The following is a 14,997-nucleotide window of genomic DNA, read 5'->3' as shown; positions in this document are numbered from 1 at the left end:
CTCCAATCATCGATTTTGTTTGAGTACTTCGGCGACGAGTCCCGATACATACGGACTGCCACGATCTTCTTTTTCGACCGATTCAATCATGATGGCAACGAGAAGATCTTTTTTGTCGTTGTCGTAACCGACGAAGAAGCCATTTTCTTTTCCATCGGTTTCGCCTGCTTTTTTCAATTCTGCCGTACCGGTCTTACCGGCAACATCGACTTCCTTGATGTCAGCTGGGAGCGTGTAACCGTTATGGACGACGTCATAAAGATCATCGCGGATCATCTTCGCGTCTTTTGCATCCAGCAGATCCTTTTTGAAGACTTGCTTCGTTTTTTCCTCTTGTAAAAGGGTCGGGCGATAGATTGTTCCATCTGTCAGGAAAATTTCATACATCGACGTTAGATGGAGAATGTTCGTCAGCATCTGTCCTTGTCCGTAGGACGTATCCATCAGCTGTCCATCTGAAGCGATTGTCCCGTCGTTTGAGATTTGAGAAGCGCGTAACGGATACGCAAACGGTAGTTTCTCTCCGTATCCGAGTGCTTCAAGTCCAGACGTGAACGCCTTCGTTCCGACCTGTTCGAGTGTTGAGCGGGCGAAATAGATGTTGTCTGAATAAACGAGCGCATTGTGCAGATTAACGGGTGCTGGCGTCTCGTGAATCCGCGTGACGTTAAAACCATCGATCTTATTTTTCAGTCCATTGATTGTATAGGCTTTTTCCGGGTCGAGTGTTCCACTCTTTAAACCAACCGCGGCCGTTAGGGGTTTTTGGGTCGAACCGGGTGCGAAAGCACTCGTGAATCGGTTCAACAATGGTTGATCCGGATCCTGCGTCAATTCATCGAGTCGCGCTTGCGAGATCCCTGACATGAATTCAGAAGGATCAAAGCCAGGGGAGCTGAGTAAGACACGTGTCTCACCAGTCCGCGGATCGATTGCCGATGCCGTTCCTGGATCCTCTTTCATCGTGTCATACGTCTTTTTCTGAAGCGTAGCATCAATCGTCAACGGGATATCCTCACCATCCGCCGGTTTCGTTTCAGCGACAGTAACGCTTGATCCGTCTTTCTTTTGTAGAATGATCGAAGCTCCGGCTTCACCACGTAAGCGATCATCAAGAACTTGTTCGAGACCCCGTTTCCCGACCTGTTCGCCAGCTTGGATTTTATTTTTCGATTCTTTAATCTCGTCTGCTGTCGCCGAACCGATATAACCGATCAAGTGTGAAGCGGCCTTCCCGAGTGGATATGTTCGGACTTCCGTCTCTTTGACGCTGATACCTGGAATATCACGCAATTTCGATACCGTTGTTTCGTCGGTCAGTGTTTTGAGCGGAACGAATTGTCCGTCCTTAACCCAACTTGCTTTTAAGGAATCTTCGACCGATGAGGTCGGGCGGTCGAGCAACTCGGCAACTTGTTCAACATCTTTAAGTTGTCCTGCAGTGGCGCCGACAGCATATCCTTTACCCGAGGTCGCGAGCGGTTTATCGTTCGCGTCGAGCAAATCACCGCGTTTCCCTTCAACGGTTTGTAGTTGAACCTTGTCTTCTTTCTTAAAGTCTTTTAGAACAAACGAAGAGTCCCAGTCAATGAACCAGTTTTCTGTTTCTCCTTGTTTCTCGAATGTTAACGGGACTTGTTTATCATAAGCAACGGCTCCTGCAACCGTATCAAAGGAGATTCGTACGGGAAGGGACGCTTTTTCGTCATCCGTTGCTTCCTTCGTTTTTTTTCGCTCGACGGATAACTTTTTGATATCAAGCGATTTCGACAACTGTTTTGTCCGGTCGATGAATTCTTTTTTTCCGTATTCCTTTTTAGTAGCCGTACTCGCGTACGTATACATCTTATCGTAATCTTGTTTTTCCCAAAGTTTGATGTAGGCATCAAGACGTTCTTCGGGTGTCGGCTGATCTTGACATCCGGCAAGTAACGTCACACCAAACGTCGCTGATAAAAGAAAGGGGATCGTTCGTTTCATGTGTTTCGCCTCCGTTGTGGATTAGACTCATAACCATACCGTACCATTCCTGTCAGGAGATTTCATCTGAAACACAAAACCGGACTTCTCATGGGGAGAAGTCCGGTGAATCAAGCTTAGTTGAAGTAATTGAGTGGATTGACACTGTTTGCAGCAGACGTTCCGCTGTAGACGTAAGGACCGCGATGCATTTCGAAGTGGAGGTGCGCACCGAATGCGTTACCTGTCGCACCAATCGTACCGATTTTCGATCCTTTAGCAATCGTTTGTCCGACTGAGACAGAGCGACTGTTTAAGTGTGCATACACCGTCGTATATTGAATGCCATTGACGGTATGCGTCATCATGACGTGATTTCCGTATGCGCCGTAATAACGGGATGTGATGACTTTACCAGCAGCCGATGCATAGACAGGTGTGCCTGTTGGAGCACCGATATCGATGCCGTTATGGAACGTATAACCGTAAACGCCACTTGCAGCACCATATCCTTGCGTGATTGGACCGCTTGCTGGACGCGAGAAGCCAGTCGTTGCTTTTGACGAAGTCGTTGTGCTGTATTTTTTTACGTATGTAGAAGAAACGTAGCGTGATGCGCCACCGTATGAAATTTTTGTCCATGAACCGGAAACACCGAGATAATTGAATGTCTGTCCTGTATTGACGCTACCGACGATTTTATAAGCTGTTGATGGACCTGTACGGACACGAAGCCCGTCTGCTGTGACCTTTACCTTATATGTCGTTGCAGCTTCAACTTTCGAAGCACTCGTTGTTGCAAAACCTGAAACTACCAAAGCTGTCATTGTCATTGTTGTAAGTAAACGTTTCATTGAGTGTTTTTCCTCCTTAAAAATCTGAAGCGACAGAACGGATCATTACAAAATTGTAAGAATTTATGTATATTTATTTATTTTAAAGAATGATTTTTCGCCTGAGATGATTATAGCATCGTCAATAACACGAAAATATTTCAAATATGTTTCAAAATTACGCTTTGTTAACATATATTGTAATGGATTAATAAGTAAAAAAGAACTGACAAAGAGTCAGTTCTTTTTTCGATGAACCTATACTGTTATTCAGCAGAAGAGGGTGAAAACACGGTTAAATGTTGCGGGAGCACTTCGACAGTCACAGGAACATGACCTGCTGTATCCCCATCGGCATTAATCGGCAATTCTTCTTTCGAGCGAATTTCGACACGTGTCGTCGTGAAGTGTTCGATTTGATCGGCTTTTGATAATCCCCCCGTGATGAGTTTGGGTAATGCTTGGAGCGCATCAAAGAATCCAAGCTTCGTAATGATGAACCCATGCAACAGTCCATCATCGACTTTTGCGTCTTCTGCAAAGGATTCGAACCCTCCGACGGAATTCGTCAAGGCGATAATCAACAAGTGTGCTTCTCCATCAAATTGTTTCTCAGCAGAATCAATTTCAATCGGATAGGGGCTATGATCCTTGAAGGCTTTTAGACCTTCAATGAAATAAGCGACCGATCCGAGTGACGTTTTTTGTTCGACACTGACCTCCTCGACGGCTTCTGCAATCAGACCAACAGCGATGACGTTCATGAAGTAATGGTCATCATATTTACCGATATCGAGCGGTCGGGCAGGGGCGTCAGCTAGAATCTGAATCGCCTCTTCGGGATCCGTCGGAATGTGTAATGCGCGCGATAAGTCATTGACCGTTCCGAGTGGCACGATCCCGAGTGTTGGGCGATGCGGTTGTTCGGCAATTCCGGTGATGACTTCATTGACCGTTCCGTCACCTCCCATGGCGATGACAGCATCGTAATTAGACTGGGCAGCATGACGCGCAAATTCCGTCGCATCGTGTTCTTTTTCCGTGAACCGAACGTCGACGGTTTCAAAGCGAGTAGCAAGCGTCTCTTCAGCGAGCGTCGCGTGTTTTTTTCCGAGTTCTTTACCAGAAGACGGGTTGATGATCAACATGGCTTGAGACAAGATGAATTCCTCCTTCGGGACAATCTGTTGACTTTTTCCCTGTCCGATGAAAACATAATCCAAATTCTTTTTTACAAATAAAAACACCGAGTAGGCACATGGCTTCCTCGGTGTTGAAGTTTGAACTCAGAGTTAAATTATTGTGATGGCGGCACTTCACCAGCAGCAGGACGAGCTTCTTCTTCAACGTCCCAACACTCCGTATTTTCAATCCCGAGTGCTTTTGCTGAGAAGACAGGATCGAGTCCCTGTTTCCGTTGTTCCTGATAATCTTTGATGACTTTGAGAGCGATGCCGCTCAAGAGGAGGATCGCTGTCATATTGATTAATGTCATGCCTGCCATGAAGAGATCGGCAAAACTCCATACCATACCGAGGCTGAGAACAGATCCGATGAAGACGAAGCCCATTGTCGCAATCCGGAAACCGAAGACGGCTGCTGGACTTTGTTTGATGAACTCGATGTTCGTCTCACCGTAGTAGTAACTACCAACGATCGAACTAAAAGCAAACAAGAAGACGCTGAGTGCGATGAATGGTGGGGCAATTGCACCAAATTCTTCGGAGAGCGCGTTTTGCAACATGCCGATTCCTTCGCCATTTCCAGCAGCATAACTATCACTGAGGAGAATAATCGTTGCTGTCGCTGTACAGACGATCAACGTATCAAGGAATACACCAAGTGTTTGTAAGAAACCTTGTTTTGCTGGGTGAGAGACTTCAGCCGCCGCCGCAGCGTTCGGAGCAGACCCCATTCCCGCTTCGTTTGAGAACAATCCGCGTTTGACACCGAGTGAGATTGCAGCACCGACCGAGCCACCGAATGCTTGCTCGATTCCGAAGGCACTTTTGAAAATCATTGCGAACACACCAGGAAGTTCCGTCAGGTTCGTAACGACGACATAAAGAGCAGCAATCAAGTAGAGACCTGCCATGATAGGAACGATGATTGCAGAGAACTTCGCGACACGGTGGACACCACCAAAGATGACGAGTCCCGTCAAGACGACGAGTGCTGCGCCGACGACAGCTGTGTTGATACCGAACGCATTGTCAAAGGCAGCGGCAATCGTGTTTGATTGAACGGAGTTGAAGATAAGGCCGAACGTCACAGCAATCAAGATTGCAAAGACGATTCCGAGAGCTCGGTTCTTCAAGCCTTTTTCGATGTAGTAGGCAGGACCACCACGGTATGCGTTCGATTTCGTATCGCGTACTTTATAGACTTGAGCCAGTGTACTTTCGATGAGAGCCGTCGCGCCCCCTAAGAGAGCGACCATCCACATCCAGAAGACGGCACCTGGTCCGCCGAGTGTGACGGCAATCGTGACACCGGCAAGGTTACCCGTACCGATCCGTGTCGCCGCACCGATGAAGAATGACTGGAGAGAAGTGATGCTTTCTCCTTTATCGTCTGTTGTTTGTTCACTTTTATCGAGCGTGACGCGGAACATCTCTTTTAAGTAAGTGAATTGGATGAAGCCAGTTCGGATCGTGAAGTAGATCCCGCCGCCGATCAATACGGCGATTAATACATACGACCATAAAATGTTGTTGGCGTAATCGACACTTCCTTGAATGACTTGCTGAATGGCGTTCATGATGGTGTATTCCTCCCAAAGAATAATAAAAGCTATACGCTAAATTATACGAATTTTCAGATAATAAGCAACAACAAAATAAAATAAAATTTTAAAACTTAATAAAGTTAGCTAAATGTTAGGAGTTAAAAACATTGTAGGTGAACGAAAAAACTGCCACTCTCGGTATCGAGAGTGACAGGCAAGTAAAGCTAAATCATCCAAACTGTAGCAATTGTTCGTATAGGTCATCGAGTTGCTGTTGGATGCTTTTAGAAACGGTATCGGTCGGTTTTTCACGTTTTGCTAATTTCTGTTCAAGCCGCTCGATCTGCACTTCTAACTCATGTTGTGACAAGCGTTTTGGTTTTTGAGGGGTTACGTGGAGTGAGGAAGACGTAGCGAACTCAGTACGCTTCTGTTGAGCATACGTATACGTACCATGATAACGCGTCAGACCATTTTCGAGCCACAGGATCTGCGGAAAAAGCCGATTTAAGAAATAGCGGTCGTGTGAGACGGCAATCAATGTACCAGAAAAATTCTCGAGTGCTTCTTCGAGTGTCTCTCTTGATTCAATATCGAGATGGTTCGTCGGCTCGTCGAGAATTAATACATTGACCGACGAATGAACGAGGACGGCGAGTTGCAATCGCACACGTTCGCCTCCGCTCAGTGACAAAATGGACCGAAAGACAGTTGGTCCAAAGAACAGGAACCGGGCTAGGATATGGCGGGCTTCCGCTTCTGGAACGGCAATCCGGTCTCTAAACCAGTCGATTAACCGCGCGTCCTCCTCGAAATGGGCATGCTGGGACAGGCAACCGATCCGATTCGATGGTCCACGCGTGAGTGTGCCTGCCTCTGGTGATAATTCGTCAAGCAGCAGTGAGAGCAACGTCGATTTCCCACTCCCATTCGTTCCGACGATCGCGATCCGATCCTGTGCCATGATCTCGAACGAGACGTCATCAAAAATGTGGCGAATTCCGTAAGCAAACGAGAGTTCTTCAGCGCGAAAGACGACTTGGCTCGTGTGATCAGTGGAAGAGAAGGAGACATCAGCGGTTTTGGCTTCGAGTTGTGGTCGTTTAATCCGTTCGATCCGCTCGAGTGCTCGTTCCATTGATTTTGCTTTACGGAATAATTTCTCACTCGGTGGAGACGCTTCGTTTGCCCATTGCCGGAGTCGACGAATCGCTTCCTTCATTTTCTTTATTTTTTTCTGTTGCTCTTGGTAGGCGTGGAACTGTTCCATCAAGCGACGTTCTCGTTCGACGACGAACGCGCTGTAATTCCCTATATAGGTTGTCAGTTCACCGTCCTCGAGTTCAACGATCGAGGTGACGACGGCGTCTAAGAAGACCCGGTCGTGAGAGACGAGCAGGATGGTTCCTGTGTAGTCCCGTAAGAACTGCTCTAGCCATTCCACGGCAGCTAAATCAAGATGGTTCGTCGGTTCGTCAAGAATGAGCAGATTTGGCTCCATGAGTAACATGCGACCGAGACAAATCTTCGTCTGTTCACCACCGCTCAACTGGTGGAAAGGACGAGTGAGTAACGGACGAAGGTGTAACCCGTTCACCATGCGCTCGATTTTCGAGTCGAGTAGATAGCCATCCTTTTGTTCGAACGCATTCGTCGCTTCCGCATATCGTGCGAGTAACGCATCCAGATTCTCTGGTGCTGTCGCCATCATTTGCTCCAACTGTTGCATTCGAGAACGGATCGCGAGGATGTCTTCAAACGCTGTCCAAAGGACGTCGAGTCCGGTCATCGTCTCACTATATACAGGAAGTTGTTCCAAATAGCCGATCGTCAAACCGCTCTTTTGATAGATGACACCACCGTCCGGTTGCTCAAGGCGAGCGAGCAAGCGGAGTAATGTCGTCTTGCCACTCCCGTTTCGTCCAATTAGACCGACACGGTCGTGTTCGTTTAAGAAGAGGGAAACATCCGTTAAGATCGTTTCGCCTCCGAATTGTTTGGTTAGGTGTTGAATGTCGCAAATCATCATAATCAATTGATCCTTTCGCGCGCATCAAAAAAAGGAGAGCGCAAATAGCACTCTCCATCATGTGTGAAAGATGCGCTTTGCTGTATTTTTCAATCATGAAGTTCTAAAAAAGGGCAGACGGGTGCCTTAGAACGCCATTCCATGAAAAATCGCGCGCAACAGATACAATTGTTCCATCAACCAGTGTTTGCACGCGGCAAAGTCCATCTTTTCACACCACCTTTCGTTTCAGATATCTCTAGTTTACTATTTTTTTGTCAGTTACGGAAGTCTGAATTATTTGAACACGCCAGCGATTGAACTGAAGAAGTCACTGAGTCCATCGAATAATTTAGCGAAGAAACCTTTCGTTTCTTCTGATGTTGCGAACGCGTGGATGTCTTGCCCCGCATTTTTCAAACCACTCTCGATTTGTCCCCAGTTGATGTTCGCTTGCTCCATTTGATTGAATAGATTCGTCAACCGGTCCATTTGTGCGTCAGACAACTGGATATTGTTGTTTTGAATGACTTGGACGATCAGGTTTTCGATCTCGACTTTGGTTTCCGGTTTTTGATTGGCGATCTCAGCCTTGATCTCATTCATTAAGTCAGCGACTTTATCCGTGCCGACCGTTTTTCCGACGTCTGATGTGACCGATAATTCTTGCTGTGCTAAATCCTTGCGTTCGTCACTTAACTTAATTCCAGTCTCAGCGGAAGTTTGATCGTACGCTTTCATGATTCCTGTCAGTGCCGATGTCCCGGTCACCTTGTAGGGAGAAGTGATCGTGATATCGGCATCTTTGACACCCGCTGTGACGAGAGCGTTGAGATACATATCCTTTGTCACCCATGTGATGTTCTCCGTCGAGACGGAAAGTCCATCACCTTTTTCCGTCAGTTCGATCTTAGCCGACGAATACATGTTGCCACCTTTTTGCGACTGTGGAATGTTTTTCCCGAGATATTTTTCTTCGTCAGCAGAAGTGGCGATGATCGGTGTGATGCCTTCCGGTGCATTGAGACGGGAAAGCACCCATGCTTTATCCTTTGCGCCGAGCGACTCCCCGAGTGTGACGATCGTCTTATCGACGACTTGTTCGGCAGATGCGGCTGTCGGGAGTAATAGAGCAGAAGCGATAACGGCTGACGCCATGATTTTTGTTGGTGTATGCATAATGAAATCCTCCAATTGTAAGTAACAGAATGAATTATAGTATCAGGTACTAAAGTTAGTGTACGAGAACGAAAGAAGTTCGGAATCGGTCTGTAGATGGAGACGGCATCCGTCTTCTGACACTCCATAGTATAGCGAAAAGAGGACAACTTGACTTCCATTTTCAGCATGCTATAGTGGATGGGAATCGAATAATGACCACTAGGGGAGTCGGTAGACCGACTGAGACGAACGAAGACGTTCGGACCCTTTGAACCTGATTAAGTTCGTACTTACGGAGGGAAGTGGCGTCAAGTCTTGTTCTTCTTGCGCCATGCCCGTGTGTTTCGGGGTGGTGTTTTTTCGTTTCATACTAAACGAGGAGGATGAGATCATGACATTCACACAAGAAATCAAACAAGCGGCACAAGCGTATTGGGATAGTAGTTTTACGCACCCATTCGTACAAGGAATCGGGGAGGGGACGTTACCGCTCTCGAAATTTCGGCATTACGTCATGCAGGATGCCTATTACTTAAAACACTTTGCGAAGATTCAAGCGAAGGCAGCGTCAAAAGCAGACGACTTCGCGACGATCGCGACACTTGCCGAGCATGCTACTTCGACTTACGAGGCAGAGTTGAGCTTACATCAATCATTTTTTGAGCCGCTCGGTATTACGGAAGCAGATCTTGAAGCATTTGAACCGGCACCGACAACATATGCGTATGTCTCCCACATGCATCATGCGAGTGAAGGAACGCTCGGTGAGACGATTGCTGCCATCTTGCCATGTTACTGGTTGTATTATGAAGTCGGACAGCAATTACTGACGTGTACTCCGGAAGAAAAAATCTATCAGCAATGGATCGACACGTACAGCTCGGAATGGTTTGAAAAGGTCGTCTTTGAACAGATTGCACGGCTTGATGCACTGGCGGAACAAGCGAGCCCGACGGAACGCGAGCGGATGAAACGTCATTTCGTGACAAGTTGTTACTATGAGTTACTCTTCTGGCACATGGGGTGGACGGAAGAGACGTTCACGTCGGTCTACGAAAAGATTCCAGCACGCCCGGTATCTTCTTAAACCAGTAGATGGTAGAATTAGGAATACCATCTGGTGAAAGTAGGGATTGGAATGGAAATCATCGTGATCGCACTTGTGATTCTCGCGGCATATGTCGTGCAACAGGTGCTCGGAAAAGTGAAAGTGAGATTTGTTGGGTACATCATTCCCATATTGATGGTGGTGTACGGCACATATGCTACGATTCAGAATTTTCAGGTGTTGCTTCAGTTCGGTTTTACAATGGGGAGTTCCATCGCGACTATCCTAGTCGTCATCCTCTATGTTTCGTTGACTTATTCACTTCATCGTGTCTACAAGCGTTCGAAAGAAGAAGCCGAATATCCGTATCAATCGTTAAAAGACCGAGGCATCCTGTAAAGGAGCTTCGGTCTTTTGGTGTATCACGTCATCATTTTTTCCAGTTTTTAAAGCCGTCACCGAATTCGAGATGCAGTTGATCGGTAAAGACACCGTTCTGAAAGACCGGCACATCAACCGGTAAAGTGCCTTGCGGTTTGAACGTTCCGAAGATCGCTCGGATACCTGCAGGCAGGTTCGGTCCCGCTGATTTTAGATTGCCTGCTTCGGAGTCTGGACCGTTTGGATCGCCTTTGAAGCCATAGACGAGGACGTGTGCCGGTGCGTCCGGTTGAACGGCGACATCGTATGGGTTACGGAGACTGAGCAGGACGGATGGTGTATCCGTTTGTTTCGCATAGCGGAAGATCGAAGCCGGAATCGCTTGTTCTGGTGCAGTAGGTAGTAGTTTAGCACTCGTGTTGACGTTGGAACCGACGATGATGTAATCTGCTGCATCGAGTTGCGCCCGTAATGTCGGGTTTTGGTCGAGCGGTAGCGTAGTAGCCGAGTAATTCGCTGTCGTCACGTGCCAGTTCCGATTCTTCGGTAGGGAAGCGATCGTTTTTTTCATGCTGTCCGTTTGATCCGCCGCAGGAGCGATCACAAGAACATTTGCGTTCTTTTTCGGTTTGAATGGTAAGGTCCGCTGATCATTTTTCACGAGTGTGACCGCGGCTTCCGTCATCGCACGTTCTTTTGCTTTATGCTCGGGACTACCGACGATTTGGTTCGATTGCGCGATTTTTTCAGCTAGGGATGTCGTGTCAGTCGTACCGTTCCAAATTCCGCGTTCTGCTTTCAGTGTCAGAATCCGCTCAACCGATTGATCGATCCGTTCCTCTGAGAGGCGACCATCTTTGACTGCTGCGATCACATCCTTGAAAATCTGATCGAGCTTTGTGACATCTTGCTCGGAACGAAGGATCGTCGGCATGAGCGCGATGTCGACTCCAGCGTCAAACGTCTTTAAGACGGCTTCTGATTCCGTGAAGTTGTCGGCGATCGCCTGCATGTTCAACGCGTCTGTGATGACGATGCCATCGTAGCCAAGTTTTTCGCGCAGTACGCCCGTGATGACATCATCCGATAACGTCGCAGGTAAAGGGAAGGTACCATTTGTCGACGTGACGACTTCAGGTTCGATTTGCGGCATCCCGATGTGTCCTGTCATGATCATATCGATGTCTTCAGCAATAGCTCGCTTGAACGGTACGAGCTCGACTTGTTCTAGCTCCTGCAGGGATCGGTCAACGACCGGTAATCCATAGTGGGAATCGGTCGCCGTATCGCCGTGACCCGGGAAGTGTTTGGCGGTCGCCGCGACACCTTCAGACTGAATTCCCTTCATTAGAGCGGAACCGAGTGTGCCGACGAGCTCCGGATCACTCGAGAACGAGCGGACACCAATGACAGGATTTCCAGGGTTGCTGTTGACGTCGAGAACCGGACCAAAGTTGACATTGATGCCGAGCGCACGCAGTTCGGAACCGATGATATGACCGGCATCATTGGCATATGTGCTACTGCGGGTCGCACCTAACGCCATGTTGCCAGGTAAGTTCGTCCCTGTTCCGAGCCGAGTAACGATTCCACCTTCTTGGTCGATCGTGACGAAGAGCGGAATATCGTTGCTAGCATCTTGTTTGACGACTTCTTGCAGATCATGAACGAGTTTCGTCGTCTGTTCGGTTTCGCTGACGTTCTCAGCAAACAAGATGACGCCGCCTAAATCATAGCGATCGATGATGTTCGCGACTTCTGGGGCAAGCGACGTATGATTGCTGCCATTCCACTGTCGGAAGTCCGGCATGATCATCTGCCCGATTTTTTGTTCGAGTGTCATCGTGTCGATTTTGTGACTGATCCGATCGGCTGAAGATCCTGCCTCTGCCATGACAGGTAAACTACTTGAGACGAGTACTGCTGCGAGTCCGGCTGTTAACGTGAACTGTCCGATTTTTTTCATGATGTACGTCCTCCTTTAGTCAAACCGTGACTGGAATTCTTTTCAATACGGACAGTATAGCAAGGGGGTTATTTTAAAACAATGTTTTATTTGTAAACGATTTCAAATTGAAATAAAATTCAATAAAAAAGTGATTCCCCTGAAGAGGAATCACTTTCAAGTAAATTCGATCGATTGATTAGCTATAGCGTTCCACGATGCTTGTCAGCTGACGTTCGACGAACGATTGATCTTGCAATTCACTATTGGACAGACGAAGTTTGATCATTGACTCATCCGCACCAGCCATTTCACTGAACAATGATCCGAGACTGTGCGCACGACGATCGACTTGGACGATTAAATCAATCCCAGACCCGTCTTGAAGCATGATGATTTCGATCTCATCCAGTTTATGAGCGTAGTGTGTATTGCGAGCTGAATACTCAAGCTCCTGAGCAATCGGTAAATCTTTCCGGAATCGTCCAGGTAATTTTTCCGTATCGGCTTTTTTCAATCGGAAGCCAAGTGACTCCATCGCATCTAAGACTGTTGCTTGGTAGCGGTTTGCTTCGACGATGACAGCGTCACGGTCCGATGGATCGACGGCTTGAGCGATGTCGAGTCCCGTCTCGATCCACGATTTCGATTGACTGACGGAGAGTGGTGTATTCAGCGGGACGCGTAATGTAAAGGGAATTTCCCGCTCGACACCCGCTTCAATCGTGAACTTCGCTTCATTTAAGGCAAATCGGTCGAGCGTAAAGGTCGTAAACGTCGTGCTATCATTGACTTCTTGTTTGTACTGCGTGTTGAATTCAAGATAAATTCGATCGATTTCTTGATCGACGTTTCCACCTTTGATATGGACGACACCGTGAATTTGACCGCCTGGTTCACAGCGGTCATCCGTCAAGCGTGTATCGACCGTAGCGGCACCGATTCCGATTTGTGAGAGAATTTTTTTGAACATGATGCATTCCTCCTTTTGATTACGTACGAATGATGAAGCTTGTAAACTTGTCGAACAGGTACGAATTTGCTACAGTTTCGAAAGAACATCAGAAAAGGACGGGACGACTAGTGGAACTACATGAATTAAAAGCGAGTCTTGCCTCGCAAATCACGCAAGGAATACTGATCCATGCAACGATAAGTAATCCGCGTCAAAAATCAAATGATCTCCGACGAATCAAGGTAAAACCGATTCTATTAAGAGATACGGTGATGATGCAGGTAGAGTTTCAATTTGAACGCGTTATGAAGCATGAAAATATTTTAATTGACGATTTCGTCGGACGACTCGATGACTGGTTCACGGAATTCCGTCAATTCTTATTCCGTTTTGAAGAAGAAGAATGGCAATTCCAGCTCTCGAAAAAGATGAAAGTCGCGATCAAGACATCCAAAAAGGAGCCGATGAAAGCTCTCTTGTCGCATGACCGGAAAAAAATCTATCTATTAGAAGACGGTGTGCCGGTTCCGTTTCTGATTCGCTTAGGCGTCATGACGGAAGCGGGTCAGGTCAAAAAACAGAAGTACGATAAGTTTAAACAAATCAATCGTTTCCTTGAATTCGTCGAGGATAGCATCGCTGCCTTACCAAAAGGAAAAAAACTCCGGATCTTGGACTTTGGCTGCGGGAAGTCGTATTTGACGTTCGCTCTCTATCATTATCTAAAAGTCGTCAAAGGATTCGACCTCGAAGTGACAGGTCTTGATCTAAAGAAAGAAGTCATCGAAGAATGTACACAAATTGCGCGTGATCTGGATTATACCGATCTAACATTCCGTGTCGGAGACGTTCATGATTACACAGGGGAGACGGAAGTCGACCTGATGGTGACACTTCACGCTTGTGATGTCGCAACTGACGTCGCACTCGCGCGAGCTGTTGACTGGAATGCATCGGTCATCCTGAGCGTACCGTGCTGTCAAAAGGAATTGAACCGTCAACTGGACTGTTCGCCACTCGATGTCATGCTCCAGCATGGGCTGATCAAAGAAAAATTCGCGTCACTGGCGACAGACTCGATTCGTGCCGAGTTGTTGACGCTCGTTGGATACGAAGCGCAGTTGCTCGAATTCATCGATCTCGAGCACACACCGAAGAACATCTTGATTCGAGCATACAAACAAAACAAGCGACCAACGGAAGAAAAAATCGACCGCTACATCGCGTTCCGTGATTTGTTGCATGCCCGACCATTTTTAGAAACTGAATTAAGCGACAGACTTGGACAGATTTCATCGAAACTCGTACAATAAGAAGGAGAACGAATCAAAGGAGGCAATATGATGGATTTCCAAATGTATTTTGAAGATGTCGTCCAAACAGCCCGCAAAGAAGCGCAAGCTGCTGGATTTGAAGAATTAACGACGCCTGAGAGCGTAGATGAAGCAATGAAACGCGAAGGGCTAACACTTGTCCTTGTCAATTCAGTATGTGGATGTGCTGGCGGGATCGCCCGTCCTGCTGCAGCGTACGTCAATCGGAAAGAGGGCATCAAGCCCGATCATTTCGTCACAGTATTCGCTGGTCAAGATCGCGAAGCGACAGACCGTGCGCGTGAATACTTCGAAGGTTATCCACCTTCATCTCCATCATTTGCATTAATGCAAGATGGAAACATCCTCTCAATGGTCGAGCGGTTCGACATCGAATCGTTCACGGCAGAAGAAGTCGTCGACAAACTTGAATCATTGATTGAAATCTACGCATAAGCAAAGAAGACTCCTGATAAAGGGGTCTTTTTTTGTGCATTCATGAGATTAAAATAATAAATTTCAATATTGAAAGCGTTTGCAAAATTGTATAAAAAGTCATTTATGCATGATTTATGAATAGAAAGTCAAAAAAATTTATATATTTATGCTTTACAGTGAATAAATATTCGTATATCCTAAAAGCAATAGAACAGGTCAGGCTTTTCG

The 14,997-nt window shown here is 47.0% G+C and carries 12 protein-coding genes and 1 riboswitch; of the genes, 4 read left to right on the top strand and 8 right to left on the bottom strand.

Annotated features, from left to right (window positions below; genetic code table 11):
- Positions 1 to 6: 6 nt before the first annotated feature.
- The 6 genes from AYO36_RS09595 to AYO36_RS09570 form a co-directional block, all read right to left on the bottom strand.
- Entirely contained in the window at positions 7 to 1,980 is a 1,974-nt protein-coding gene (locus AYO36_RS09595; RefSeq protein WP_064300274.1) for a penicillin-binding transpeptidase domain-containing protein, read from the bottom strand.
- A 116-nt stretch (positions 1,981 to 2,096) separates the two neighbouring features.
- Positions 2,097 to 2,813 (bottom strand): M23 family metallopeptidase, encoded by a 717-nt coding sequence (locus AYO36_RS09590; protein WP_023467606.1) that lies wholly within the window; start codon positions 2,811 to 2,813, stop codon positions 2,097 to 2,099.
- A 245-nt stretch (positions 2,814 to 3,058) separates the two neighbouring features.
- Positions 3,059 to 3,952, bottom strand: a complete 894-nt coding sequence (locus tag AYO36_RS09585; RefSeq protein WP_023467607.1) for a diacylglycerol/lipid kinase family protein — start codon at positions 3,950 to 3,952, stop codon at positions 3,059 to 3,061.
- A gap of 137 nt (positions 3,953 to 4,089) precedes the next feature.
- Positions 4,090 to 5,553, bottom strand: coding sequence for an alanine/glycine:cation symporter family protein (locus AYO36_RS09580; protein WP_064300273.1), 1,464 nt, complete (start codon positions 5,551 to 5,553; stop codon positions 4,090 to 4,092).
- A gap of 196 nt (positions 5,554 to 5,749) precedes the next feature.
- Positions 5,750 to 7,549, bottom strand: a complete 1,800-nt coding sequence (gene abc-f, locus AYO36_RS09575; RefSeq protein WP_064300272.1) for a ribosomal protection-like ABC-F family protein — start codon at positions 7,547 to 7,549, stop codon at positions 5,750 to 5,752.
- A gap of 276 nt (positions 7,550 to 7,825) precedes the next feature.
- Positions 7,826 to 8,707 carry a DUF1002 domain-containing protein gene (locus AYO36_RS09570; protein WP_023467610.1) on the bottom strand — a complete coding sequence of 294 codons (882 nt, stop codon included), beginning with the start codon at positions 8,705 to 8,707 and terminating at the stop codon, positions 7,826 to 7,828.
- Between the two features lie 193 nt (positions 8,708 to 8,900).
- Positions 8,901 to 9,007, top strand: a riboswitch (TPP riboswitch).
- 73 nt (positions 9,008 to 9,080) lie between these two features.
- On the opposite strand from AYO36_RS09570, the gene tenA reads away from it, so the two are divergent.
- Positions 9,081 to 9,776 carry a thiaminase II gene (gene tenA, locus AYO36_RS09565; RefSeq protein WP_064300271.1) on the top strand — a complete coding sequence of 232 codons (696 nt, stop codon included), beginning with the start codon at positions 9,081 to 9,083 and terminating at the stop codon, positions 9,774 to 9,776.
- 51 nt (positions 9,777 to 9,827) lie between these two features.
- Complete coding sequence (locus AYO36_RS09560) at positions 9,828 to 10,136, top strand: hypothetical protein (RefSeq protein ID WP_156501847.1); 309 nt, start codon at positions 9,828 to 9,830, stop codon at positions 10,134 to 10,136.
- A 31-nt stretch (positions 10,137 to 10,167) separates the two neighbouring features.
- Here the strand turns inward: AYO36_RS09560 and AYO36_RS09555 are convergent, their stop codons facing one another.
- Positions 10,168 to 12,084, bottom strand: a complete 1,917-nt coding sequence (locus AYO36_RS09555; RefSeq protein WP_064300269.1) for a glycoside hydrolase family 3 protein — start codon at positions 12,082 to 12,084, stop codon at positions 10,168 to 10,170.
- Between the two features lie 178 nt (positions 12,085 to 12,262).
- Positions 12,263 to 13,036 carry a sporulation protein gene (locus AYO36_RS09550; RefSeq protein WP_058705388.1) on the bottom strand — a complete coding sequence of 258 codons (774 nt, stop codon included), beginning with the start codon at positions 13,034 to 13,036 and terminating at the stop codon, positions 12,263 to 12,265.
- A 110-nt stretch (positions 13,037 to 13,146) separates the two neighbouring features.
- Between AYO36_RS09550 and AYO36_RS09545 the strand changes: the two genes are divergently transcribed.
- Both AYO36_RS09545 and AYO36_RS09540 read left to right on the top strand, forming a co-directional pair.
- Positions 13,147 to 14,331, top strand: a complete 1,185-nt coding sequence (locus AYO36_RS09545) for a class I SAM-dependent methyltransferase (RefSeq protein WP_064300268.1) — start codon at positions 13,147 to 13,149, stop codon at positions 14,329 to 14,331.
- A gap of 30 nt (positions 14,332 to 14,361) precedes the next feature.
- Entirely contained in the window at positions 14,362 to 14,787 is a 426-nt protein-coding gene (locus AYO36_RS09540; protein WP_064300267.1) for a BrxA/BrxB family bacilliredoxin, read from the top strand.
- Positions 14,788 to 14,997: the final 210 nt, after the last annotated feature.

This window comes from Exiguobacterium sp. KKBO11, from assembly GCF_001644945.1.
GTDB lineage: Bacteria > Bacillota > Bacilli > Exiguobacteriales > Exiguobacteriaceae > Exiguobacterium_A > Exiguobacterium_A abrahamii.
The sequence above is the reverse complement of the archived record's forward strand: the minus strand, read 5'-3'. Positions and strand labels throughout refer to the sequence as shown.

What these genes read in the sequence shown, in the direction of transcription:
- AYO36_RS09595 (WP_064300274.1), bottom strand. Translation starts at nt 1,980, where the DNA reads ATGAAACGAACGATCCCCTTTCTTTTATCAGCGACGTTTGGTGTGACG.
- AYO36_RS09590 (WP_023467606.1), bottom strand. Translation starts at nt 2,813, where the DNA reads ATGAAACGTTTACTTACAACAATGACAATGACAGCTTTGGTAGTTTCA.
- AYO36_RS09580 (WP_064300273.1), bottom strand. Translation starts at nt 5,553, where the DNA reads ATGAACGCCATTCAGCAAGTCATTCAAGGAAGTGTCGATTACGCCAAC.
- abc-f (WP_064300272.1), bottom strand. Translation starts at nt 7,549, where the DNA reads ATGATGATTTGCGACATTCAACACCTAACCAAACAATTCGGAGGCGAA.
- AYO36_RS09570 (WP_023467610.1), bottom strand. Translation starts at nt 8,707, where the DNA reads ATGCATACACCAACAAAAATCATGGCGTCAGCCGTTATCGCTTCTGCT.
- tenA (WP_064300271.1), top strand. Translation starts at nt 9,081, where the DNA reads ATGACATTCACACAAGAAATCAAACAAGCGGCACAAGCGTATTGGGAT.
- AYO36_RS09560 (WP_156501847.1), top strand. Translation starts at nt 9,828, where the DNA reads ATGGAAATCATCGTGATCGCACTTGTGATTCTCGCGGCATATGTCGTG.
- AYO36_RS09555 (WP_064300269.1), bottom strand. Translation starts at nt 12,084, where the DNA reads ATGAAAAAAATCGGACAGTTCACGTTAACAGCCGGACTCGCAGCAGTA.
- AYO36_RS09550 (WP_058705388.1), bottom strand. Translation starts at nt 13,036, where the DNA reads ATGTTCAAAAAAATTCTCTCACAAATCGGAATCGGTGCCGCTACGGTC.
- AYO36_RS09540 (WP_064300267.1), top strand. Translation starts at nt 14,362, where the DNA reads ATGGATTTCCAAATGTATTTTGAAGATGTCGTCCAAACAGCCCGCAAA.